26 protein-coding genes, 1 tRNA gene and 1 pseudogene are annotated in these 21,112 nt (G+C 53.6%); 11 read left to right on the top strand and 17 right to left on the bottom strand.

Features of this window, described 5'->3' with window-relative positions; all coding sequences use genetic code 11:
* The first annotated feature begins 165 nt into the window (after window positions 1-165).
* Both aroE and mtgA read left to right on the top strand, forming a co-directional pair.
* The gene (gene aroE, locus Q3O12_RS10595; protein ID WP_301670364.1) at window positions 166-975 is read left to right on the top strand and encodes a shikimate dehydrogenase; all 810 of its coding nucleotides are present in this window, start codon (window positions 166-168) and stop codon (window positions 973-975) included.
* Between the two features lie 2 nt (window positions 976-977).
* Complete coding sequence (mtgA, locus tag Q3O12_RS10590) at window positions 978-1,679, top strand: monofunctional biosynthetic peptidoglycan transglycosylase (RefSeq protein ID WP_301670363.1); 702 nt, start codon at window positions 978-980, stop codon at window positions 1,677-1,679.
* Between the two features lie 206 nt (window positions 1,680-1,885).
* Here the strand turns inward: mtgA and Q3O12_RS10585 are convergent.
* The 6 genes from Q3O12_RS10585 to Q3O12_RS10560 all read right to left on the bottom strand — a co-directional run bounded on the left by Q3O12_RS10585 (window position 1,886) and on the right by Q3O12_RS10560 (window position 5,624).
* Window positions 1,886-1,961 (bottom strand) — tRNA-Phe (locus Q3O12_RS10585).
* A 190-nt stretch (window positions 1,962-2,151) separates the two neighbouring features.
* Window positions 2,152-2,886 carry an LPS export ABC transporter ATP-binding protein gene (lptB, locus tag Q3O12_RS10580; protein ID WP_301670383.1) on the bottom strand — a complete coding sequence of 245 codons (735 nt, stop codon included), beginning with the start codon at window positions 2,884-2,886 and terminating at the stop codon, window positions 2,152-2,154.
* A gap of 73 nt (window positions 2,887-2,959) precedes the next feature.
* Window positions 2,960-3,490 carry a lipopolysaccharide transport periplasmic protein LptA gene (gene lptA / locus Q3O12_RS10575; RefSeq protein WP_003676538.1) on the bottom strand — a complete coding sequence of 177 codons (531 nt, stop codon included), beginning with the start codon at window positions 3,488-3,490 and terminating at the stop codon, window positions 2,960-2,962.
* Window positions 3,471-4,052 (bottom strand): LPS export ABC transporter periplasmic protein LptC, encoded by a 582-nt coding sequence (lptC, locus tag Q3O12_RS10570; RefSeq protein ID WP_301670362.1) that lies wholly within the window; start codon window positions 4,050-4,052, stop codon window positions 3,471-3,473. The genes lptA and lptC overlap by 20 nt, the downstream gene beginning before the upstream one ends.
* The gene (locus Q3O12_RS10565; protein WP_301670361.1) at window positions 4,049-4,585 is read right to left on the bottom strand and encodes a KdsC family phosphatase; all 537 of its coding nucleotides are present in this window, start codon (window positions 4,583-4,585) and stop codon (window positions 4,049-4,051) included. Before Q3O12_RS10565 ends, lptC begins: the two co-directional genes overlap by 4 nt.
* A 64-nt stretch (window positions 4,586-4,649) precedes the next feature.
* Window positions 4,650-5,624 (bottom strand): KpsF/GutQ family sugar-phosphate isomerase, encoded by a 975-nt coding sequence (locus Q3O12_RS10560; protein ID WP_301670360.1) that lies wholly within the window; start codon window positions 5,622-5,624, stop codon window positions 4,650-4,652.
* Between the two features lie 96 nt (window positions 5,625-5,720).
* On the opposite strand from Q3O12_RS10560, the gene tal reads away from it, so the two are divergent.
* The 5 genes from tal to gluQRS all read left to right on the top strand — a co-directional run bounded on the left by tal (window position 5,721) and on the right by gluQRS (window position 8,555).
* Window positions 5,721-6,776, top strand: a complete 1,056-nt coding sequence (gene tal, locus Q3O12_RS10555; RefSeq protein WP_301670359.1) for a transaldolase — start codon at window positions 5,721-5,723, stop codon at window positions 6,774-6,776.
* Window positions 6,777-6,788: 12 nt separating this feature from the next.
* Window positions 6,789-6,923, top strand: a complete 135-nt coding sequence (locus Q3O12_RS10550; protein WP_257392230.1) for a hypothetical protein — start codon at window positions 6,789-6,791, stop codon at window positions 6,921-6,923.
* Between the two features lie 97 nt (window positions 6,924-7,020).
* Window positions 7,021-7,380, top strand: a complete 360-nt coding sequence (locus tag Q3O12_RS10545) for an immunity 8 family protein (protein ID WP_002221979.1) — start codon at window positions 7,021-7,023, stop codon at window positions 7,378-7,380.
* A 4-nt stretch (window positions 7,381-7,384) separates the two neighbouring features.
* Complete coding sequence (locus Q3O12_RS10540) at window positions 7,385-7,651, top strand: hypothetical protein (protein WP_234402970.1); 267 nt, start codon at window positions 7,385-7,387, stop codon at window positions 7,649-7,651.
* A gap of 16 nt (window positions 7,652-7,667) precedes the next feature.
* Complete coding sequence (gluQRS, locus tag Q3O12_RS10535) at window positions 7,668-8,555, top strand: tRNA glutamyl-Q(34) synthetase GluQRS (RefSeq protein ID WP_301670357.1); 888 nt, start codon at window positions 7,668-7,670, stop codon at window positions 8,553-8,555.
* 69 nt (window positions 8,556-8,624) lie between these two features.
* Here gluQRS and dusA read toward each other — a convergent pair whose 3' ends face one another.
* From dusA to Q3O12_RS10500, 7 genes are all read right to left on the bottom strand, one after another.
* Window positions 8,625-9,635, bottom strand: a complete 1,011-nt coding sequence (dusA, locus tag Q3O12_RS10530) for a tRNA dihydrouridine(20/20a) synthase DusA (RefSeq protein WP_301670356.1) — start codon at window positions 9,633-9,635, stop codon at window positions 8,625-8,627.
* Window positions 9,636-9,665: 30 nt separating this feature from the next.
* Window positions 9,666-10,157 carry a D-aminoacyl-tRNA deacylase gene (gene dtd / locus Q3O12_RS10525; RefSeq protein ID WP_301670355.1) on the bottom strand — a complete coding sequence of 164 codons (492 nt, stop codon included), beginning with the start codon at window positions 10,155-10,157 and terminating at the stop codon, window positions 9,666-9,668.
* Between the two features lie 73 nt (window positions 10,158-10,230).
* Window positions 10,231-10,989: a peptidylprolyl isomerase gene (locus Q3O12_RS10520; protein ID WP_118997059.1), complete on the bottom strand. Its 759-nt coding sequence runs from the start codon at window positions 10,987-10,989 to the stop codon at window positions 10,231-10,233.
* 69 nt (window positions 10,990-11,058) lie between these two features.
* On the bottom strand, window positions 11,059-11,925 hold the full coding sequence (locus tag Q3O12_RS10515; protein WP_301670354.1) for a peptidyl-prolyl cis-trans isomerase: 867 nt from the start codon (window positions 11,923-11,925) through the stop codon (window positions 11,059-11,061).
* A gap of 48 nt (window positions 11,926-11,973) precedes the next feature.
* Window positions 11,974-12,252 carry a BolA family protein gene (locus tag Q3O12_RS10510; protein ID WP_301670353.1) on the bottom strand — a complete coding sequence of 93 codons (279 nt, stop codon included), beginning with the start codon at window positions 12,250-12,252 and terminating at the stop codon, window positions 11,974-11,976.
* Window positions 12,252-12,542: a YciI family protein gene (locus Q3O12_RS10505; protein ID WP_025458291.1), complete on the bottom strand. Its 291-nt coding sequence runs from the start codon at window positions 12,540-12,542 to the stop codon at window positions 12,252-12,254. The genes Q3O12_RS10510 and Q3O12_RS10505 overlap by 1 nt, the downstream gene beginning before the upstream one ends.
* A 2-nt stretch (window positions 12,543-12,544) precedes the next feature.
* The gene (locus Q3O12_RS10500; protein WP_107862914.1) at window positions 12,545-13,075 is read right to left on the bottom strand and encodes a septation protein A; all 531 of its coding nucleotides are present in this window, start codon (window positions 13,073-13,075) and stop codon (window positions 12,545-12,547) included.
* A 287-nt stretch (window positions 13,076-13,362) separates the two neighbouring features.
* Between Q3O12_RS10500 and Q3O12_RS10495 the strand changes: the two genes are divergently transcribed.
* Window positions 13,363-16,095, top strand: coding sequence for a motility hub landmark protein FimV (locus Q3O12_RS10495; protein ID WP_301670352.1), 2,733 nt, complete (start codon window positions 13,363-13,365; stop codon window positions 16,093-16,095).
* Window positions 16,096-16,212: 117 nt separating this feature from the next.
* Here the strand turns inward: Q3O12_RS10495 and Q3O12_RS10490 are convergent.
* From Q3O12_RS10490 to Q3O12_RS10475, 4 genes and pseudogenes are all read right to left on the bottom strand, one after another.
* Window positions 16,213-16,320: pseudogene (locus Q3O12_RS10490) on the bottom strand (IS5/IS1182 family transposase); the annotation flags it as partial.
* 53 nt (window positions 16,321-16,373) lie between these two features.
* Entirely contained in the window at window positions 16,374-16,790 is a 417-nt protein-coding gene (gloA, locus tag Q3O12_RS10485) for a lactoylglutathione lyase (protein ID WP_301666907.1), read from the bottom strand.
* Between the two features lie 20 nt (window positions 16,791-16,810).
* Complete coding sequence (gene lapB, locus Q3O12_RS10480) at window positions 16,811-17,980, bottom strand: lipopolysaccharide assembly protein LapB (RefSeq protein ID WP_301670382.1); 1,170 nt, start codon at window positions 17,978-17,980, stop codon at window positions 16,811-16,813.
* Between the two features lie 10 nt (window positions 17,981-17,990).
* Window positions 17,991-18,305: a LapA family protein gene (locus Q3O12_RS10475; RefSeq protein WP_019272175.1), complete on the bottom strand. Its 315-nt coding sequence runs from the start codon at window positions 18,303-18,305 to the stop codon at window positions 17,991-17,993.
* A 163-nt stretch (window positions 18,306-18,468) separates the two neighbouring features.
* On the opposite strand from Q3O12_RS10475, the gene Q3O12_RS10470 reads away from it, so the two are divergent.
* The 3 genes from Q3O12_RS10470 to Q3O12_RS10460 are packed head-to-tail and all read left to right on the top strand — an operon-like array spanning window position 18,469 to window position 21,001.
* A complete protein-coding gene (locus Q3O12_RS10470; RefSeq protein ID WP_301670351.1) occupies window positions 18,469-19,398 on the top strand; it encodes a choline kinase family protein in 930 nt (309 codons plus the stop codon).
* Window positions 19,398-20,276 (top strand): DMT family transporter, encoded by an 879-nt coding sequence (locus Q3O12_RS10465; protein ID WP_301670350.1) that lies wholly within the window; start codon window positions 19,398-19,400, stop codon window positions 20,274-20,276. The genes Q3O12_RS10470 and Q3O12_RS10465 overlap by 1 nt, the downstream gene beginning before the upstream one ends.
* Window positions 20,273-21,001: an NTP transferase domain-containing protein gene (locus Q3O12_RS10460; RefSeq protein ID WP_301670349.1), complete on the top strand. Its 729-nt coding sequence runs from the start codon at window positions 20,273-20,275 to the stop codon at window positions 20,999-21,001. Before Q3O12_RS10465 ends, Q3O12_RS10460 begins: the two co-directional genes overlap by 4 nt.
* Window positions 21,002-21,112 lie beyond the last annotated feature (111 nt).

Below are 21,112 nucleotides of genomic sequence, written 5' to 3'. Positions count from 1 at the left end.
ACGACAAGATTGTCAACAATATGGATAAAATTGCATATCATGTCCGGATTTCTCCCCAGCTTATACAGGGAAAAACCGTACCGCCTGACAACCGTTTCAGACGGCATCGTTTCCATCTGTACGCCGCCGTTATAAAATAGCCTTCCCGTCTTTTGGAACACGACCATGACCGCCCTCCCCCGTTACGCCGTTTTCGGCAACCCCGTTGCACACAGTAAATCTCCGCAGATTCATCGGCAATTTGCCCTTCAGGAAGGCGTTGACATCGAATACGGACGCATTTGCGCCGACATCGGCGGTTTCGCTCAGGCGGTTTCGACATTTTTTGAAACAGGCGGTTGCGGGGCAAACGTTACCGTACCGTTCAAACAAGAAGCTTTTGCGCTGGCGGACGAACATTCCGACCGCGCTTTGGCTGCCGGGGCGGTCAATACGCTGATTCTGTTGAAAAACGGCAAGCTGCGTGGCGACAACACCGACGGTATCGGTTTGGTCAACGACATCACGCAGGTCAAAAACATTGCCATTGAGGGCAAAACCATTTTGCTTTTGGGCGCGGGCGGCGCGGTGCGCGGCGTGATTCCGGTTTTGAAAGAACACCGCCCTGCCCGTATCGTCATTGCCAACCGTACCCACGCCAAAGCCGATGAATTGGCGCAGCTTTTCGGCATTGAAGCCGTCCCGATGGCGGATTTAAACGGCGGTTTTGATATCATCATCAACGGCACGTCCGGCGGCTTGAGCGGTCAGCTTCCTGCCGTCAGCCCTGAAATTTTCCGCAACTGCCGCCTTGCCTACGATATGGTTTACGGCGACGCGGCGCAGGCGTTTTTGAACTTTGCCCAAAGCAACGGCGCGGCCGAAGTTTCAGACGGCCTGGGCATGCTGGTCGGTCAGGCTGCCGCTTCCTACTCCCTCTGGCGCGGATTTACGCCCGATATCCGCCCTGTTATCGAATACATGAAAGCCCTGTAACCATGTTCCGCATCATCAAATGGCTGATTGCCCTGCCCATCGGCATCTTTATCTTTTTCAATGCCTATGTGTACGGCAACATCATCACCTACCGTGCCGTCGCGCCCAGCAAAACCGCCTTTATGTCGATGCGGATGAAGCAGTTTGAACAAGAAGGACGCAATATCGCCCTGGATTACCGTTGGGTTCCCTACGACCGCATTTCCACCAACCTGAAAAAAGCCCTGATTGCTTCCGAAGATGCCCATTTTGCCGGACACGGCGGCTTCGATTGGGGCGGCATTCAAAACGCTATCAGACGCAACCGGAACAGCGGCGAAGTGAAGGCGGGCGGATCGACCATCAGCCAGCAGCTTGCCAAAAACCTCTTCCTCAACGAAAGCCGCAGCTATCTGCGCAAAGGGGAAGAGGCAGCCATTACGGCGATGATGGAAGCTGTTACCGACAAAGACAGGATTTTCGAACTGTATCTGAATTCAATCGAGTGGCACTACGGGGTGTTTGGTGCGGAAGCCGCGTCCCGGTATTTTTATAAGATACCCGCCGCCAAACTGAGCAAACAGCAGGCGGCGAAACTGACGGCACGCGTCCCCGCCCCGCTCTACTACGCCGACCATCCGAAAAGCAAACGGCTGCGCAACAAAACCAATATCGTGCTCAAACGCATGGGTTCGGCAGAATTGCCTGAAGACGACACGGACTGAGTGCCGCCGCAATATAAAATGCCGTCTGAAATATCATTCAGACGGCATGTGCTTTCTGCCTTTACCCTACCCTCTTCTCCAAAACGCAACGGGGCGGTCATTATCGCTTTTGTCCTTCTACATAATGGTCAGACACAAAACGTGTCCGACACGGACAACTTCCCAAAAACGGCAGGCAAAAAAATAACCGCTCATCAGCGGTTTTTTGGTGGCCAGAGGCGGAATCGAACCGCCGACACACGGATTTTCAATCCGTTGCTCTACCAACTGAGCTATCTGGCCTTTGTCTGTCTCGTTAAGAGATGCGTATTAAACCAAACTTCGGGACAACACGCAAGCGGATTTGTCGATATTTTTTACCCAACCGACTAAGTCGATGTTTTAAGTTTAAATTAATTTCACAGAAAAATAGTGCAAATCGGTTTTTTGCCGTTTGTTCGGCGATGTTCTGCTTTTCAGACGGCAAAACGCTTCAATATTTGAAGTTCTCACCCAGATAAACAGAACGAACCTGTTCGTTTCCGACCAAATCATCAGGTTTTCCCGATGCCAACACCGTGCCGTCTGAAATAATGTAGGCCCGATCGCAGATGCTGAGGGTTTCGCGTACGTTGTGGTCGGTAATCAATACGCCGATACCGCGCGACTTGAGAAATCCGATGATTTTCTGGATGTCGATGACGGCGATGGGATCGACGCCGGCAAAAGGCTCGTCCAGCAAAATAAAATGCGGTTTCATGGCAAGTACGCGGGCAATTTCGACGCGTCGGCGTTCGCCGCCCGACAAAGATGGGGCAGGATTATTGCGCAAACGCTCGATATTCAGGTCGGCAAGCAGTTTTTCAACTTCGTCGTCGATGCGGCTTTTGTCTTTGGTACTGATTTCTAAAATGGCGCGGATGTTTTGTTCGACGGTCATTTTGCGGAAAATCGAGGCTTCCTGCGGCAGGTAGCCGACACCCAGGCGGGCGCGTTCGTGTATGGGCAGGTGGCGCAATTCCTGCCCGTCTAGGGTTACGCTGCCTGCGTCGGCGGCGATGAGTCCGACTATCATGTAGAAACTGGTGGTTTTACCCGCGCCGTTGGGCCCGAGCAGTCCGATGACTTCGCCGCTTTCGATTTCGAGGGAGAAGCTTTTAACGACTTGGCGTTTTTTAAAACTTTTTTGCAGGTTTTGAACAACAAGGCGGCTGACGTTTGCGCTCATAAATATCTCTTCAATATCTTCGGTCGGCATATGCCGTCCGAACCGGGTTTATGTTTCAGACGGCATTTTGAGATTATTCGGATTTTTGCGTACTCGAAGGCTGGATGATGACGCTGACCCTGCCGGATTTGGAAGCGGATTTTGCGCCGGATTTTGTGCTGCCGCTGATGGTATAGACTTCGGTTTTGGTGTTGTAGGTAATCACCGCGCCTTCGGCGACATCGCCGCCTCGCTGTACTTTGGCATTACCGGTTAAGACTACGGTGCTGCCTGCAGACGAATAAGCAACGTTGTTTGCCTGACCGCGCACCGTCCCTTTGCCCCCGTCCAACGTTTGGCTGAAACGTACGGGCGAGCCGTCGGCCTTCATAAACTGTTCGCCTTTGCCATTACGCGTTACGTTGACGCGGGCGGCGGAAATATTGAGCGTCCCCTGTCTGATGACGACGTTTCCGCTGAATGTGGTGCTTTGGTTGGCTTGATCGAGCGAACCTTGATCGGCCTCAATCTGAATAGGCTGCCTGCTGTCGCTCTGAAGGGCAAAAGCGGGGGATGCCGAAAAAAATGCTATTAAAACAAAAATTTTACATATTTTTTGTATCATAAATCGTGGCTTTCACTTTAGATGAGAAGTTCAACAGGCCTGTTTTGTGGTCGTAAGTCATGCCGCCCGCCTGCCCGTGCGATACACCATATTGGAAACTGACAGGCGTATCGGTTTGGGCATATTGCGATTCGGTATCAACATGAAGCTTGTCGGTTTTTACCGCACCCGCCTGCCGCCTGCCGTCGCCGGTTTTGTTCAGGACGACATGGTTTTTAAAGAGAACTTGTTTGGTTTCGGTATGGTAAACGGCTTCGTCGCTGCCGACTTCGTACAACAGCCTGCCTTCTTGGAAGAAGGAAAGGTGCGGCGACTCGAAATGTATATCGCTGCTTTCCGGAAACTGTTTCGCGCCCTTTGAGCTCAAATGTTCTTTCAAGTATCCCTGTTCGTCAAACCGCCTGCCGTCCAAGCCGTCCATTGTGTATTGGGGTTCGTTGGGATTGAGCCTGACTTCCTCGATTTCGACTTCGCTGATACGACCCAACCATGCCGACAGACCGCCCAAGGCAACCGCCAATATCAATGGGAACGCAATTCCGTACCGCCATCTTACTTTCATTTGATGTACTCGTTCAAAGCCGCGCCCAGCGTACCTTTCGCGCGCATAATCAGGTCGCACACTTCGCGCACCGCACCCGCGCCGCCCGAACGTTTGGCAATATAGGTGGCGTGTTGCAGCGTAAACCAATGCGCGTCGGGGACGGCAACCGGCAATCCGCAGCGCACCATCACCGGCAAATCGACCACGTCGTCGCCGACAAAGGCACACTCGGTTTCTTCCACGCCTGCCTGCACGCGCAGCTCTTCATACGCGGCGCGTTTGTCCGAAATGCCTTTGAAGTAGTAATTTATGCCCAACTGTTTGACGCGGATACCGACGGAGGGCGCGTCCCGACCTGTGATAATCGCAGTCTGCACGCCGCTTGCCTGAAGCATTTTCAGACCGTGTCCGTCCAGTGTGTGAAACGATTTGATTTCTTCGCCGTTATCGCGGATAAAGATGCGCCCGTCGGTCAAAACACCGTCCACATCCAAGATCAGCAGTTTGATTTTGGCGGCGCGCGCCTGTAATTCGGGAGAAATTGCCTGCATGGGATTTCCTTGTTTTCAGACGGCATATCTTACCACAAATGCCGTCTGAAACGGCTGCGCCACCTTATACAATCCGTGCCGCCAAAAGGTCGTGCATATTCAGCGCGCCGATCAGCACGCCGTCTGCATCGGTTACCAAAAGACCGTTGATGTGGTTTGCCTGCATCACTTTCAACGCTTCGGCGGCAAGGCATCCGGCGGCGATGGTTTTGGGCTGCGTATGCATCATTTCCTCCACCTGAAGGCCGGCAAGGCTGTCGCGCCGTTGGAACAGGCGGCGCAAATCACCGTCGGTGAATACGCCTTTCAGACGGCCTTGCCCGTCCGTTACCGCCAGCATCCCCAGCCCTTTTTCGCTCATACTGACGATGGCTTCTTTTAAAGGCGTTCCGAGTCGGACGGCGGGCAGTCCGCCGCCTTTGTGCATAATGTCGGCAACGCGCAAAAGCAGGCGTTTGCCGAGGCTGCCGGCAGGGTGGCTCAAGGCGAAGTCGTCGGGCGTGAACGCGCGGGCGCGCAGCAGGACGACCGCCAACGCGTCGCCCAACGCCATCACGGCGGTGGTGCTGCTGGTCGGGGCAAGCCCCAGCGGGCAGGCTTCTTGCGAAACCGATGCGGTGATGTGGATATCGGCATAGCGCGCCATGGTCGAACCGGGGCGGGCGGTGATGCAGACAAGCGTGATGTTTTTGCGTTTGAGCGCGGGGATGATGGCGGTGATTTCGTCGCTTTCGCCGGAATTGGAAATGGCGACGACCACGTCGTTGTCCACAATCATCCCCAAATCGCCGTGTGCCGCTTCGGCGGGGTGGACGAAAAACGCGGGTGTGCCGGTCGAGGCCATCGTTGCCGCGATTTTGCGCCCGACGTGTCCCGACTTGCCCATACCCGTGATGACGATCCTGCCCGTGCAGTGCAGCAATGCATCCGCCGCAAGGGCGAAGTTTTCGTCCAATTCCGCCGCAATTTCGCGCAAGCCTTCCGCTTCGGTGTGCAACACTTCGCGTGCCCAGTCGAGATATTTTCCGTTTTCTGCCATTGCCATCCGCCTTTGCTGTAATAAAACTACCCAAAATTTCCGAATCGGGGTAGCATAAGCCTTTGAAACATACACATCCATCCAAAGGAATCAGAAATGACTATTTTATCGGACGTTAAAGCATTAGGACAACAAATCTGGCTGGACAACCTTTCCCGCTCGCTCGTGCAAAGCGGCGAATTGGCGCAAATGCTGAAACAAGGCGTGTGCGGCGTAACTTCCAATCCCGCCATCTTCCAAAAAGCCTTCGCCGGCGACGCGCTTTACGCCGATGAAATTGCCGCCCTCAAGCAGCAAAACCTCAGCCCCAAACAACGCTACGAAACCATGGCGGTTGCCGACGTACGGGCAGCCTGCGACGTTTGCCTTGCCGAACACGAATCCACCGGCGGCAAAACCGGTTTCGTCAGCCTCGAAGTTTCCCCCGAGCTTGCCAAAGACGCGCAAGGCACGGTTGGAGAAGCGCGCCGCCTCTACGCTGCCATCGGGTGCAAAAACGCGATGATTAAAGTGCCTGCCACCGACGCAGGCATCGATGCGCTCGAAACCCTCGTTTCAGACGGCATCAGCGTGAACCTGACCCTGCTGTTCTCACGCGCCCAAACCCTCAAAGCCTACGCCGCCTACGCGCGCGGCATCGCCAAACGCTTAGCAGCTGGACAAAGCGTTGCCCATATCCACGTCGTCGCCAGCTTCTTCATCTCCCGCGTGGACGGCGCACTGGACACAACACTGCCCGACCACCTCAAAGGCAAAATCGCCATCGCCCTTGCCAAAGCCGCCTATCAAGATTGGGAACAATATTTCACCGCCCCCGAATTTGCCGCACTGGAAGCCCAAGGCGCAAACCGCGTGCAGCTTTTATGGGCATCTACCGGCGTGAAAAACCCAGCCTATCCCGACACGCTCTACGTTGACAGCCTAATCGGCGCGCACACCGTCAACACCGTTCCCGATGCCACACTCAAAGCCTTTATCGACCACGGCACAGCCAAAGCCACGCTGACCGAAGGTGTAGAAGAAGCACAAGCGCAGCTCGCTGAAATTGCCGCACTCGGTATAGATGTCGAAACCTTGGCGGCGCGTTTGCAGGAAGACGGTTTAAAACAGTTTGAAGAAGCGTTTGAAAAACTGCTCGCTCCTTTGGCTTAGGCATTCCCCCCGATGCCGTCTGAAAGGCTTTCAGACGGCATCGCCCTTTTGACCGGACACAGTGCGGCATATCAAGGATTCACCCTAAAAATATTAATCAACAAGAAGTTAATGCACGACATTACCCACCAACACAAAAGGAAATAGAATCATGGCAAAAGCACTCGAAATCATTTCACCCGATGAAATTTATTCAGATCTAATTTTTAAGGATCCGGTACCTCCCCATACTATTGAATATAAAATGATTAACCTAGAATTGAAAGCCATCAATCTTTACGATTGTGCCTTTGAAGATTTCGTTCCCGAAATCAAAGACAATTTTTGTGTGGGAATTGATTTAGACATAGGAACTGATGATAGTGATGCTGCAGATATATTTTCTGTTCGCATATGCTCTCCTAAATGGATTTTGCATAATTGTTTCCAAAATCAAAGGGTTAAATGGGGAGCGGGTATGATGATTATGAATGAATTTAATCATTCTGTTATTAAATCGGAAATTGAGAAAATTCTTAAAGAATGTTCAAAAGAAACTTGGGAAAAGTCATTGACTTATTTACTTCGTTTTTTTTCGTGGGAATTTGAAGATTATCAGTGCTAATTAAATCAAAAACAGCGAAACCAAAACTTTTTCGCTGTTTTATTTTTCCATAAACTTTTCAAAATATACAGAATTGACGAAACTGGTTAGTAGAAATGCAAGTAATGAGAGAATTGCAGATAGAGCCTTTGATTTTTTCTCGCCTGCTCTTATGGATGATTCAGCTACCGAAGAGCAATATAATGCTCTATATGATTTAACCTTGCTTGAAGAGCCAGGGATGGAACTGAATAAAGATGAGATAATGGCTTTGATTAATAGTCTTAAATAAAGGGGCTGTACCGGATATGTACACAGGACGTTTCGCCCCCAGCCCGACCGGGCTGCTCCACATCGGCTCGCTGCTGACCGCCGTCGCTTCCTATGCCGATGCACGCTCAAACGGCGGCAAATGGCTGGTCCGCATGGAAGACCTCGATCCGCCGCGCGAAATGCCGGGGGCGGCAAGCCATATCCTGCACACGCTTGAGGCATTCGGATTCGAGTGGGACGGAGAAGTCGCCTATCAGAGCCGCCGTTACGCCCTGTATGAAGAAACACTATGCCGTCTGCAAACCGCCGGACTGGTCTATCCCTGCCATTGCAGCCGCAAAGACTGGCAGGCCGGGGCAAGGCGGGGCGCAGACGGGTTCGTCTATAACGGACGTTGCCGCCACCCCGGCCAACGCCCTGCACTGCAAGGCAAATATCCGGCGTGGCGCATCCGCGTCCCCGACCGCGTTATCGGTTTTTCAGACGGCATCGTCGGCGGTTACGCCCAAAACCTCGCCCGCGACATCGGCGATTTCGTCCTGCTTCGTGCAGACGGTTACTGGGCATACCAGCTCGCCGTCGTTGCCGACGATGCCGAACAGGGCGTTACCCACATCGTCCGCGGACAAGACCTGCTCGTTTCCACGCCGCGCCAAATCTATTTGCAGCAGTGTTTGGGCGTTCCGACACCGCAATATGCCCACCTGCCGCTCCTGACCAACGCACAAGGGCAGAAATGGTCGAAACAGACGCTCGCCCCCGTATTGGATTTAAACCGCCGCGAACAACTTCTCCGCCAAGTGTTCCGTTACCTCAAGCTGCCCGAAGCACCGGAAACCGACCGCCCTGCCGAACTGCTCGACTGGGCGGTGGCACACTGGGATATGGGCAAAGTGCCGAAACACGCCATTACCGCCCCCTAAACACCGCCCGACAAACGCACAAATGCCGTCTGAAACCTTCAGACGGCATTTCACACATACAGCCCCGCCCTATTCGCGCATATTTGCCCGTTCGACTTCTTTCCACGCTTCGAGAATCAGGCCGCCGTCGTTGTCTTTCAAGAGCGTTGCATCGGAAAGCATACGCCGCCAAGTCCGCGCGCCTTTCAAACCGTGCATCAGTCCGAGGCTGTGGCGGACGATGTGGCGCAAGATTGTGCCGCGTCCGGCTTGGATTTGGGCTTGGCTGTATGTGTAGAGACGCTGCACCAAATCGGCGTATTCAATCGGGCTGCGGGTGTCGCCGTAAAACAATCTGTCCCATTCGCGCATCACCATCGGGTTGTGGTACGCCTCGCGTCCGACCATCACGCCGTCAACGTGTTGCAGGTGTCCGGCGATTGCTTCGTTGGTGGTAATGCCGCCGTTGATGATGATTTCCAGCTCGGGAAACTCCTGCTTCAGGCGGTAAACATAATCGTATTTCAAGGGCGGAACGTCGCGGTTTTCTTTGGGGGAAAGACCGTCCAGCCAGGCGTTGCGGGCGTGGACAATAAAGGTTTTGCAGGCGGTTTTGTCGCGCAGCGTGCCGACGAAATCGGCAACGGTTTGGTATTCGGTCTGCCTGTCCACGCCGATGCGGTGTTTGACGGTAACGGGAATACCGACCGCGTCCTGCATCGCGTTAAGGCAGTCGGCAACCAGCCCGACTTCGTTCATCAGACACGCGCCGAACGAACCTTTCTGCACGCGCGGACTGGGGCAGCCGCAGTTGAGGTTGACCTCGTTGTAACCGTATGCCTCGGCGGCTTTGGCGGCTTTCGCCAAATCGGACGGGTCGCTGCCGCCCAGTTGCAGGGCGACGGGCTGCTCGCCTTCGTTGAACATCAAAAAGCGGTCTTTGTCGCCGTAAACAATCGCACCGGCGTTGACCATTTCGCTATACAGCCAAGTATTGCGGGTAATCTGGCGCGCCATATAACGGTAGTGCCTGTCCGTCCAGTCCAACATCGGGGCGACGGACAGGCGGCGGGGAGGAAGGGTTTGCGTGTTGTCGTTCATTGTCGATATTTCATCATTGCGGATTCAATTTCAATCCGGAACAACCTTCATTTTTGGGGAAATCCGCGTCATGAAAGAGTCCAGCAGTATGGTTACCGGCCCGTCGTTGCAGAGCGACATCTGCATATGCGTGCGGAAACGCCCTGTTTCGACATGAATTCCGTGTCCGCGCAACAGTTCCGCCGTTCGCAGGTAAAGCTGCTGCGCCTGTTCTGCAGGTGCGGCTTGCGAAAACGAAGGCCGCCGCCCGCTTGCCGCATCGGCATAAAGCGTAAACTGCGACACCAGCAGCACGGAGCCGCCGACATCTTTCAAAGACAGGTTCAGCTTGCCCGCTTCGTCTTCAAACACGCGCAAATGGGCAATTTTGTCGGCAATATATTGCGCATCTTTCTCGGTATCATCATGTGTTACACCGAGCAACACGACAAACCCGCCGTCAATTTTGCCGCAGGTTTCCGTGCCGTTTTCAGACACGACATCTACCTTCGCACCCGTCGTTTTCTGTATGACCGCACGCATAAGCCGTCCTCCTTACCTGAACGTGCAATGCCGTCTGAAAAGGCTTCAGACGGCATCGGTATCGGAAATGCCATTACGGTTTGACACCGTTTTCTTCCAAAAGGGCATCGATTTTCAAGCGGGCTTTTTCTTGTCTCAAACCCTGCTCCAATTGGTTTCTGACCAACTCGAAAGGTTGCGCGTCGGGGTTTTTCCCAACCTCGCTGAGTTTGAACAGATAATAGCGTTCGCCCAATTTGACCGGATTGCGGGTAACGTCGCCCCGATTCATCGCGGCAAACCGGGAAGCCAGCGGCTCGGGAAGCTGCTGCGCCATAATGAAACCGTCAAACGCCTGCTCGTTGTTCGGATAACGTTTCATTAATCCTTCAAAAGACAAGCCCTTCAGCAGAAGCTGCTGCGCCTGACGCGCCTCTTCTTCAGTGGCAAAGTTGACCTGCTGCAATTTGATCATACGGATTTGCTGTTCGTAAAACTTGTGCAGCTCGTCTTCGGAAACCGTTTCCGAACGTTCCAGAAAACGGACGTACTCCTCGGCATAAAAAGACGCTTCGGTGATTTTAAAGCGGTTTTGGACATCCTTATCCTTATCCAAACCTTCCTTCAATGCCCTGTTTTTCAAAACTTCCAAAGTTTGCAGCCGGCGGACGGCATCGTTTCGGACAGCCTGTCCGTCCGGTTTTTGGGTCTGCTCCGCATGCCGGTCTGCCTGCTGCATGATCTGCGCCACCAGCATATCCACCAAAGCCGGGTCGATTTCGGGTGCTTTGGCTGCCGCAAAACCTGCCAACATTGCAGCAATAACTGCGGCAGCGGTTTTTTTCTGTTTCATGGTATTCCCTGTCCTGTGCGGCGGCAAAACGCCTGTCTGAACGTTTTGCCTCCGTATCCCGTTTTCAGATTATTTTGCAGGTTTGATGTCTGCCTTGCCCAACAGCGCACCGACGGCACGGTCAATCCGTTCCGCCTGAAGGTTGCCGGCAATCTGTTCCTTCATTTCCTCAAAAGAAGGCACTTTCACATCGCGGCGGTCGTTGACATAATAAACGCCGTAGAAATCGCCGTTTTTCAGCGGCGTTGCCGTAAATTCGCCTTTTTTCAAGTCCTTAATTGCCTGATAAAGCGGCGGAACACCCTGTTCCAAATCTTTCAGCGGCACATATCCAACCGGCGCGCCGGTCTGTTTGGTATGGTCGTTGAGGGAATATTGTTTCAAAACAGCATCGAAACCTTTTTTCGCCTTCAGATCGGCAACCGCTTTTTTCGCATTTTCTTCCTTGTCAGTCAGGATTTCACCCAACTGAACTTCCTGCGTACCTTTGTAAAAACCGCTGATATTATCATATGCGGTTTTTACTTCCTGCTCGGAAACCGGTTGGGTTTTCGCAACGTGCAGCGCGTATGCCCTGCCGTTCAATTCGTATTCTAGAGCCGACCAGAGGGTTTTGAAGGACGGTTTCTTGTCGTCGCCCGACTTTTTCGCTTCGGCACGCAATTTGGCAAGCGCGTCTTTAAACTCTGCCGACTGGTCGAGTTTCAAACGTTTGACTTCCTGCGCGACCACGGTGTTGACCACTTCGTTTTCCAGCAGGGATTGGCGCAGTTGCGGCGTGTCTTCGGCACGGCTGTTTTCCGCACGGAATGCGGCAACCTGTGCGTCAATGACGGAACTGTCGATTTTCTGACCGTTGACGGTTGCCAGCGTTTGGGCAAACAGGCTGCCGGAACAGGCAAGCAGTGCAACGGAAGTCAGGATTTTTGCTTTCATAATCTTCTCTCTTTAAATTTTAAATTGAAATGTTCGGGCAGACTTCATTCAGTCCGCCGTATGGAAATACTCGTCAGGGGCGGCCGCCCGGATGCCGAGCGCGTGGATGATGCCGTCTGAAAACAAATCTTTGAGCAGCGATTTGACCGTTTTCTGGCGGTTCAGACGGCTTACGCCTTCAAAACGGCCGCTGACGACCAAAACGGTATAATGCCCGCCGCCGGTATTGCCCGCGTGTCCTTTGTGCAGATGGCCCTCATCGCCGATTTCCAATACCAAAGGATCGAGCGTCTGCAGGCGTTCGCGGATCAAATCGACAGCCGGCATTATTTGAACACCGCTTTAAACGGCTTGATCAGCACTTCGCTATACACGCCGGCATGGACATAAGGATCGTCCTCCGCCCAAGCCTGCGCCGCATCCAAAGACTCGAACTGCGCCACAATCAGGCTGCCTGAAACGCGTTCGGGATTGTCCGGCAACGGGTTTGGACCCGCCGTCAGCAGCCGGCCTTCCGATTTCAGCGTTTCCAGCCGTTTGAGGTGTTCGGGACGTGCCGCCATACGCGCTTCATGCACATTCTCCCCGTCTGTTGCCAGCAACATAAAATATTCCACAGTCAATCCTCCTTTTTCAGATAGGTACTCAGATAAATACCCTGAATAATAAAGAAAACAAGCATCAGCGCAGTCGAACCGAACATCTTATAGTTAACCCATTGCGCTTCAAACCGGGTAAACACAAACCAGTTGGCAATACCCATAAAAATCAGAAAACCGACCCACATATACGTCAATTTCGCCCATACGGCATCTGGAAGCTGAATCTCCCTACCGATACTCGCCTTCAAGCCGTTTTTACCCGCAAGGTGGCTGCCCAGCAGGAATAACGCCCCGCACCAGAACAATACTGTCGGCTTCCACATGATGAAGCGGCTGTCGCCCAAAACAATGGTTGCGCCGCCGAATACGACAATCAGCACCAGTCCGACCCACTGCATCGTATCCAGCTTTTTATATTTCCAATACAGAAAAGCCGCCTGAACCACACCGGCAACCAATGCGACCGCCGTAGCGGCAATCATATTTTTGGTAACGGTATAAGTGGCGAAAAACAGGATGACGGAAAAAAGGTCGCTGACGAATTTCATATCCAAATGATAAAGCAAATCAAATAATCGCTAATCATACAGGCAGAACCCTGTTTTTGCACCTGCAAAACCGACAAATTTTATTTTGGACGATGCAAATATGCACAGATGTTTTTGAAAAAAGATGAAGATATGACATAATTTGTAAAATTGGCTTTAAAATACAGCTTCGGCCGGGCCTCTGCCTATCCGCACCCTATCGTCCGTATTGCCGATGCCTGATGACGAAATTTACAGACTGTACGCGGCAGGGTCGCATCCCGCCGCCGAACCACAGGGGATACATCTTGAAAAACAACAGACGAATCAAACTGATTGCCGCCTCCGTCGCACTTGCCGCATCCTTACAGGCGCACGCGGGGCTCAGCGGGCTGGATGTCCGTTCCAACCTTGACGAACCTTTTTCCGGCAGCATTACCATAACCGGCGAAGAAGCCAAAGCCCTGCTAGGCGGCGGCAGCGTTACCGTTTCCGAAAAAAGCCTGACCGCCAAAGTCCGCAAGCTCGGGGATAAGGCCGTCATTACCGTTTCCTCCGCACACGCAGTCCGCGACCCCGTCTTGGTATTCCGCGTCGGCACGGGCGCGCAGGTACGCGAATACACCGCCATCCTCGACCCCGCAGGCTATTCGCCCAAAGCCGGACCCGCCTTTTCAAACAACGGCGCGGCAGCAGCGCCGGCAGAAAACCAAAGTGCCAAAGCACCCCGCAAGGCCGGCAAGAAAGATGCCGCCGATGCGTCGGGCAAAGCCGGGGCGCAACACGGCAAACCGGCGCGCAACGGCAAAACCTATGCCGTCCGCAAAGGCGAAACGCTCAAACAGGTTGCCGCCGCCCTCCGTCCGAAACATCTGACGCTCGAACAGGTTGCCGATGCGCTACTGAAGGCAAACCCAAATGTTTCCGCTCACGGCAAACTGCGTGCGGGCAGCGTGCTTCACATTCCGAATCTGAACAGGATCAAAGCGGCAGCACCCAAAAAAATCAAAGCGGAACAACCCAAGCCGCAAACGGCGAAACCCAAAGCCGAAACCGCATCCATGCCGTCTGAACCGTCCAAACAGGCAATGGTAGAGAAACCGGTAGAGAAACCTGTCGAAAAACCGGTTGAAAAACCTGAAGCAAAAGTTGCCGCGCCCGAAGCAAAAGCGGAAAAACCAGCCGTTCGACCCGAACCCAAACCCGCAGTGTCCGAAACTCCGGCTTCGGCGACAGAACGCCAACCCGAACCTGTACCCGCTGCAAATACTGCCGCATCGGAAACTGCTGCCGAATCCGCCCCCCAAGAAGCCGCCGCTTCTGCCATCGACACGCCGACCGACGAAATCGGCAACGCCGTTTCCGAACCTGTTGCGGAAACAGCCAGTGAAGTTGCTGCCGAACCCGTTGCCGAACCTGTCGAACAAGTTCCTGCCGAAGAAGAAACCGAAAGCGGACTGCTTGACGGTCTGTTCGGCGGTTCGTACACCTTGCTGCTTGCCGGCGGAGGCGCGGCATTGATTGCCCTGCTACTGCTTTTGCGCCTTGCCCGAACCAAACGCGCGCGCCGTACCGAAGAATCCGTCCCTGAAGAAGAGCTTGACCTTGACGACGCGGCAGACGACGGCATAGAAATTACCTTTGCCGAAGTCGAAACTCCGGCAACGCCCGAACCCGCTCCGAAAAACGATGTAAACGACACACTTGCCTTAGATGGGGAATCTGAAGAAGAGTTATCGGCAAAACAAACGTTCGATGTCGAAACCGATACGCCTTCCAACCGCATCGACTTGGATTTCGACAGCCTGGCAGCCGCGCAAAACGGCATTTTGTCCGGCGCACTTACGCAGGATGAAGAAACCCAAAAACGCGCGGATGCCGATTGGAACAAAATCGAATCCACAGACAGCGTGTACGAGCCCGAGACCTTCAACCCGTACAACCCTGTCAAAATCGTCATCGACACGCCCAAACCGGAATCTGTCGCCCAAACTGCCGAAAACAAACCGGAAACCGTCGATACCGATTTCTACAACAACCTGTTCCCAAACAACCATATCGACACAAAAGAAACAGCTTCCTCAAAACCTGCCGCACCCTCCGGACTGGCAGGCTTCCTGAAGGCTTCCTCGCCCGAAACCATCTTGGAAAAAACAGTTGCCGAAGTCCAAACACCGGAAGAGTTGCACGATTTCCTGAAAGTGTACGAAACCGATGCCGTCGCGGAAACTGCGCCTGAAACGCCCGATTTCAACGCCACCGCAGACGATTTGTCCGCATTGCTTCAGCCTTCTGAAGCACCGGCTGTTGAGGAAAATGTAACGGAAACTGTTGCCGAAACGCCCGACTTCCACACCGTTGCCGACGATTTGTCCGCGCTGCTGCAACCGTTTGAAACGCCTGATGTTGGGGAAACCGCAGCAGAAGCCATTGCCGAAATACCTGATTTCAACGCCACCGCAGACGATTTGTCCGCATTGCTTCAGCCTGCTGAAGCACCAGCTGTTGAGAAAAATGTAACGGAAACTGTTGCCGAAACGCCCGACTTCCACACCGCCGCAGACGATTTGTCCGCACTGCTGCAACCTGCTGCAGCACCGGCTGTTGAAGAAAAAGCAGCGGAAACCGTTGCCGAAACGCCCGACTTCCACACCGTTGCCGACGATTTGTCCGCGCTGCTGCAACCTGCTGAAGCACCGGCCGTTGAGGAAAAAACAGCGGAAATCACTTTGGAAACGCCTGATTCCAACACCTCTGAGGCAGACGCTTTGCCCGACTTCCTGAAAGACGGGGAAAAAGAAACGGTAGATTGGAGCATTTCCCTTGCGGAAGAGAATATCCCGAACAATGCAGATACCGGTTTCACTTCGGAATCTGTGGGTTCTGACGCACCGTCCGAAGCGAAATACGACCTTGCCAAAATGTATCTCGAAATCGGCGACCGCGATGCCGCTGCCGAGACAGTGCAGGAATTGCTGGAAGAAGCGGAAGGTGATGTACTCAAACGTGCCCAAGCATTGGCTCAGGAATTGGGTATTTGATTCCCAACTGCCCTTTCGCAGATCAAGGATGCCGTTTCAGACGGCATCTTTTTTTGCCTTATCTGTGTAACGGATAAAGTTTGAACCGGCACAGGCTCAAACAGCAAACCGCCGGCAATATAGTGGATTAAATTTAAACCGGTACGGCGTTACCTCGCCTTGCCGTACTATTTGTACTGTCTGCGGCTTCGTCGCCTTGTCCTGATTTAAATTTAATCCACTATAAAAAATGCCGTCTGAACCCCTAAAGGCTTCAGACGGCATTGGCGGCGGCGGTATCAGGCAGTTTGATAGGCAACCGAATCGTCGCCGCTTTTCTTTTGAATAAACTCGATTTTGTAGCCGTCGGGGTCTTCGACGAAGGCTATCACAGTTGTGCCGTGTTTCATCGGGCCGGCTTCGCGGACGACGTTTCCGCCCTGCCGCTTCACACGTTCACAAGACTCGTAGGCGTTGTCGACTTCAATGGCAATATGTCCGTAGGCATTACCCAAATCATATTGCTCCGTATCCCAATTGTGGGTCAGCTCCAAAACCGTGCTGTCTGCCTCATCGCCGTAACCGACGAAGGCAAGGGTAAATCTGCCCTCGGGATAATCTTTTCGGCGGAGCAGTTTCATGCCCAAAACGTTTTGGTAAAAATCAAGGGATTTTTCAAGATTGCCCACACGGAGCATGGTATGGAGTAAACGCATTTTTGTGTTCCTTTTATGTTTTATACTTCAATTTTGTTTGGCGTAAACGTCTGCCATTTGTTGCAGGCGGGACAGTGCCAGAAAAAGACTTGTGATTTGAAATGGCAGTTGCGGCAACGGTACATCACGCTGCGTTGGAGCTGCCTGCCCACCACAGAACGCATCATGTCCGCATCGGCTTTCCAAGTCGGATCCATATCGCTGATTCTTAAACCAAGCAGGCGGTAAACACCGTTCAAGTCCGGTTTGCGCCGAACAAGCTCGATAGCAGTTTGTGCAGCCTCTTTCTCCCCCCTGAGCAATAAGGATTTCTCGTACACGACGTTAATCAAATCAAGTTCCGGGAAGGTCTGCATATACCCTATCAGGCGATTTAATCCTTCTTCAGGCTTTCCTTGCGCCGCATAAGCGTCATAAAGTTTCTCTCCGACCATGCTCAAATAGGCATGATTTTGCTGCTCGATGGCGGCATACGCTTCAACCGATGCAGGAAAATTGCCCTGCCTGTATTCAATGTCGCCTAAAATCATATTGGCACGGGTACATCTTTTGTTGGCCTCAAGGGCTTTACCGACATTAAAACGTGCAACATCAAAATTGGACTTAAACAATGAAGCCTGTGCAAGTTCGCAATAAAACTGTGCGATTTCAAACTGATATGTCTGTTCGTCGTGACTGAGAAGTTGGGCGGTTTCAATCGCTTTTTCCCAATCCCTGTCCTGCTGGTAGATATTGAGCAGGTGCTGTCTGGCTTCACGCGCCATTTTACCGTCTTGCAGACTGAGGAAAATCTGTTCGGCACGATCAACCAACCCCGCACTTTGATAGTTTTGCGCCAATTCAAACAATACGCGCGCACGCTTGGCTCCGGTTGTATCGGGAGAGTCCAGCAATGTTTGGTGCATATTGATGGCTTTGTCGTTTTCGCCACGCTGACGGTAAAGCTTGCCGAGGGTGAGGTTCAAGTCGTATGACTGAGGCTGCTGATCGATGACCTCTGCCAATTCCCTGGCGGCACGTCCGCTGTTGCGGTCGACCAAAGCGTCCAAGCTTTTATAAAACCCCGAAGGAATGCTTTTTGCCTGCTTCAATACGGTCTTCATATCCACACGGGCGGCAAACCAGCCCATCGCGAAGAAAACGGGCAAAAGGATAATCGGCAGCAGGATAATCCACAATTCATTGTCCATATCGGCTTTCTCAAGGCTGTTTGGCAGATTCGGCAGCATTTTGTGCCGGTGGTGCAGTCAATTCCTGTCCGCTCAAGCGCGCACTTTTCTTCACTTCGGCACGCAGGCGGCTGTTTTCGCCGCGCAAGGACAGCAGCCGCCCGAACAGGGCAAACATTCCGAACACGATGCCGACGACAAACGCGCCGAACAATACGACAATCAGCGGCAAATCGAATTTCTGCCCCGGCAGGTAGGAAAAGGTAACGGCATCCGTATTAATGACGGCAAGCAGCAGGAAGAACAGCAGGATGATGATTTTGACGACGGTATAAATAAGTTTCATATGTGTTCCGCAGGTAAGACAGACGGGCGGCGCACCCAAACGGTGCGGCAGCCGGATTGTGCAAGTTTAAACGATTTGGACGCTTCCGGATAGGGAAGCCGCTGACACGGGCAGGCCGCAATGCTAAAATATGCAAAGACAAACTCCCCGCGCCGATACAAAAATGCCATGCAATCAATCAATCAATCAATCAATCGACAAAATTGTAGGCTTTGCCCTAACCTGCCGCAAGCCTGACGAAGTATTTGATTTTCTCACGCGCCACGCCGTCCCCTTCTCCCCCATCGGGGGGATGACCAACCAAAATATCCTGCTGGATCTGCCCGGCGGGAAATTCGTCCTGCGCCTGCCTCATTCTGCCCGCGCCGCCTTAATCGACCGGGGGCACGAGGCGTTCAACAATGATGTGGCGTACCGCGCCGGTTTGAATGTGGAAACGCCTGTTTTGGATGTGCAAAGCGGTGTGAAGCTGACGCGTTATCTGGAAAACTCCGCGCCCTTAAATCAAACGCAACTGCAAGACGAACGCTGCCTGCGCCTGGTTGCGGGCAACCTGCGCCGGCTGCACGGCGGAAACTTTGCCTTCCGCAACACATTCAATGCCTTTGACGCATTCCGCCGGTATTTTTCCTTATTGCAGGACAAGGATTTGTTCCTGAAGGCGGACGCGCGTATAGACAGGCTTGCGGATGCTTTTTGGCGGCTGGAAGGCGTATGCCGGAAACTGCCCCTTCGCCCGTGCCACAATGATTTGGTACCGGAAAATATGCTGTTGCAGGGGGAGGGGCTGTTTTTTATCGATTGGGAGTATTCGGGTATGAACGACCCCTTGTTCGACCTTGCTGCCGTTATCGAGGAGGGGCGGATGCCGTCTGAAGCGGCAGACTGCCTGCTGGAGGCCTATCTTGCGGGCGGGGATTCAGACGGCATCTCGGCGCGGGATGCGGCGGCGCGCCTGAACATCCACCGGTTCTGCCAAAACGTGCTGTGGTTTTTGTGGACGAAGGTTAAAGAGGAACAGGGCGAAGATTTCGGCAGTTATGCGGCACGGCGGCTGGCGGCGGCGTTTGAACTGTCGGAGGTGCTGCCGTGATGCGCGGCTATCTGTTCGGAGCGGCCTCGGCGGTATTTTGGGCGGCTTCCGGCCTGTTGTTCGACCGTTTGCCGTTTGCGCGCGGCGCGGCATTCGGACAGATGGTTTTCTTGCTGTTTTTGATTGATTTGTGTTCTTTGTCGGCAGTGTGGGCGGGCTTGGGGAGCGGCGGCCGGCCGGGGTTTCGCGGCGTTTTTTGGCGGCCCGTGTTGTCGGGGCTGCTCGGCGGGCCGGTCGGTATGTCGGCATACCTTTTGGGCATCCATTACCTGACGGTATATTACGCCGCGCCTTTATCGTCCCTGTTCCCCGTATTGGCGGCGGCTTTGTCGGCTTGGTTTTTAAAGGAACGCACAGGGACGGCGGCGCGTGCCGGTTTCGCGCTGGCGGTACTCTCTTCGGCGGGCTTGGCTGCGGATGCGGGCGGACGGGGCGGACTGAACGCTTTGGGGTTGGTTTGTATCGCGGTGTGCGTTTCGGGCTGGTCGCTCGAGGTTGTTTTGTCTGCCCGGACGATGCGTACGCTCTCCGGCCTTCAGGTTTATTGTTTGCGCCTGTGCGGATCGGTATGCGGCTACCTGCTGATCCTTGTCTGCCTGTCTGCCCGGGGGTTTTCTTTAAACCCCTCCGATTTGTACGACGCGCGCATCATCGGCATTATTGCCTTCGGCACGTTGTCTTATGCCTGTTATTATCAGGCGATTTATCTGTTGAAACCCCTCAAGGCGATGGCCTTGAACATCACCTACCCTGTTTGGGCGATGGTTTTGGGGTTCTTCGTTTACCGCCACCCGGTTCCGCCGTCCGCCATAATGTGGGCGGTTTTGTTGGGAACCGGCGCGGCATTGAGCCTGTGCGGGCGGAAAGGTGAAATATGAATGCCATTATTTTAGCGGCGGGTCTGGGCAGCCGATTTAAAGAAATGACGCAAACCGTCCACAAAGCCCTTTTGGACATCTGTGGCACACCCAACCTCGAAAGGACGCTGTCCTTCCTGCGCGAAGCCGGCATAAGCAATATCGCCGTCGTAACCGGCCATTTGCACCGGCAATTCGATTATCTTCAAGAAAAATACGGCTGTATTTTGATTCACAACGAAAAATATCGGGAATACAACAGCATCTATTCCTTTTCGCTGGCGCGTGATTTTTTCAACGGCTGCTACGTCGTCGATGCCGACGTGGTGCTCGGACGCAATATTTTTTTAAACCGCCCGCAGCACAGCACCTATTTCACCGTCGTCCGCGCCCGCACGCACAACGAATGGCTGCCCGTTTCAGACGGCATCGGACGGGTCGTCCGCATCGACATCGGTTCCCAGCCCCGCCCCAGCCTGTCGGGCGTGTCTTATTGGACGGCGGAAGACTGCCGCACCATCTTAAACCTGCTCGGGGCATACGCCGGCGCGGAACGCTTGGAAAACCCCAAACTCTATTGGGACAACATCCCGATGGAACACCTCGGCAAACTGGACATCCGCACCGAGCTGCTCGGCAGCGGCGACATATTTGAAATGGACGACCAAGAAGACTACCGCGCCATCTTGCGGCAGCTCGCCCCCCTTCGGCAGCGGCAATGTCCCGACGCGCAAGGCGGCACATAAAGCGCGCGACCCTGCCGTATTGCCCGAACAGGTTTGCCGCTGCGGATGACGGCATTCCAACCGTAAAGAAAAGCAATGCGCCCCTTTGACGGGGTGCAATACAAAGGAATT

The sequence above is a fragment of the Neisseria benedictiae genome (assembly GCF_958267435.1).
Taxonomy (GTDB): Bacteria; Pseudomonadota; Gammaproteobacteria; order Burkholderiales; family Neisseriaceae; genus Neisseria; species Neisseria bergeri.
The sequence above is the reverse complement of the archived record's forward strand: the minus strand, read 5'-3'. Positions and strand labels throughout refer to the sequence as shown.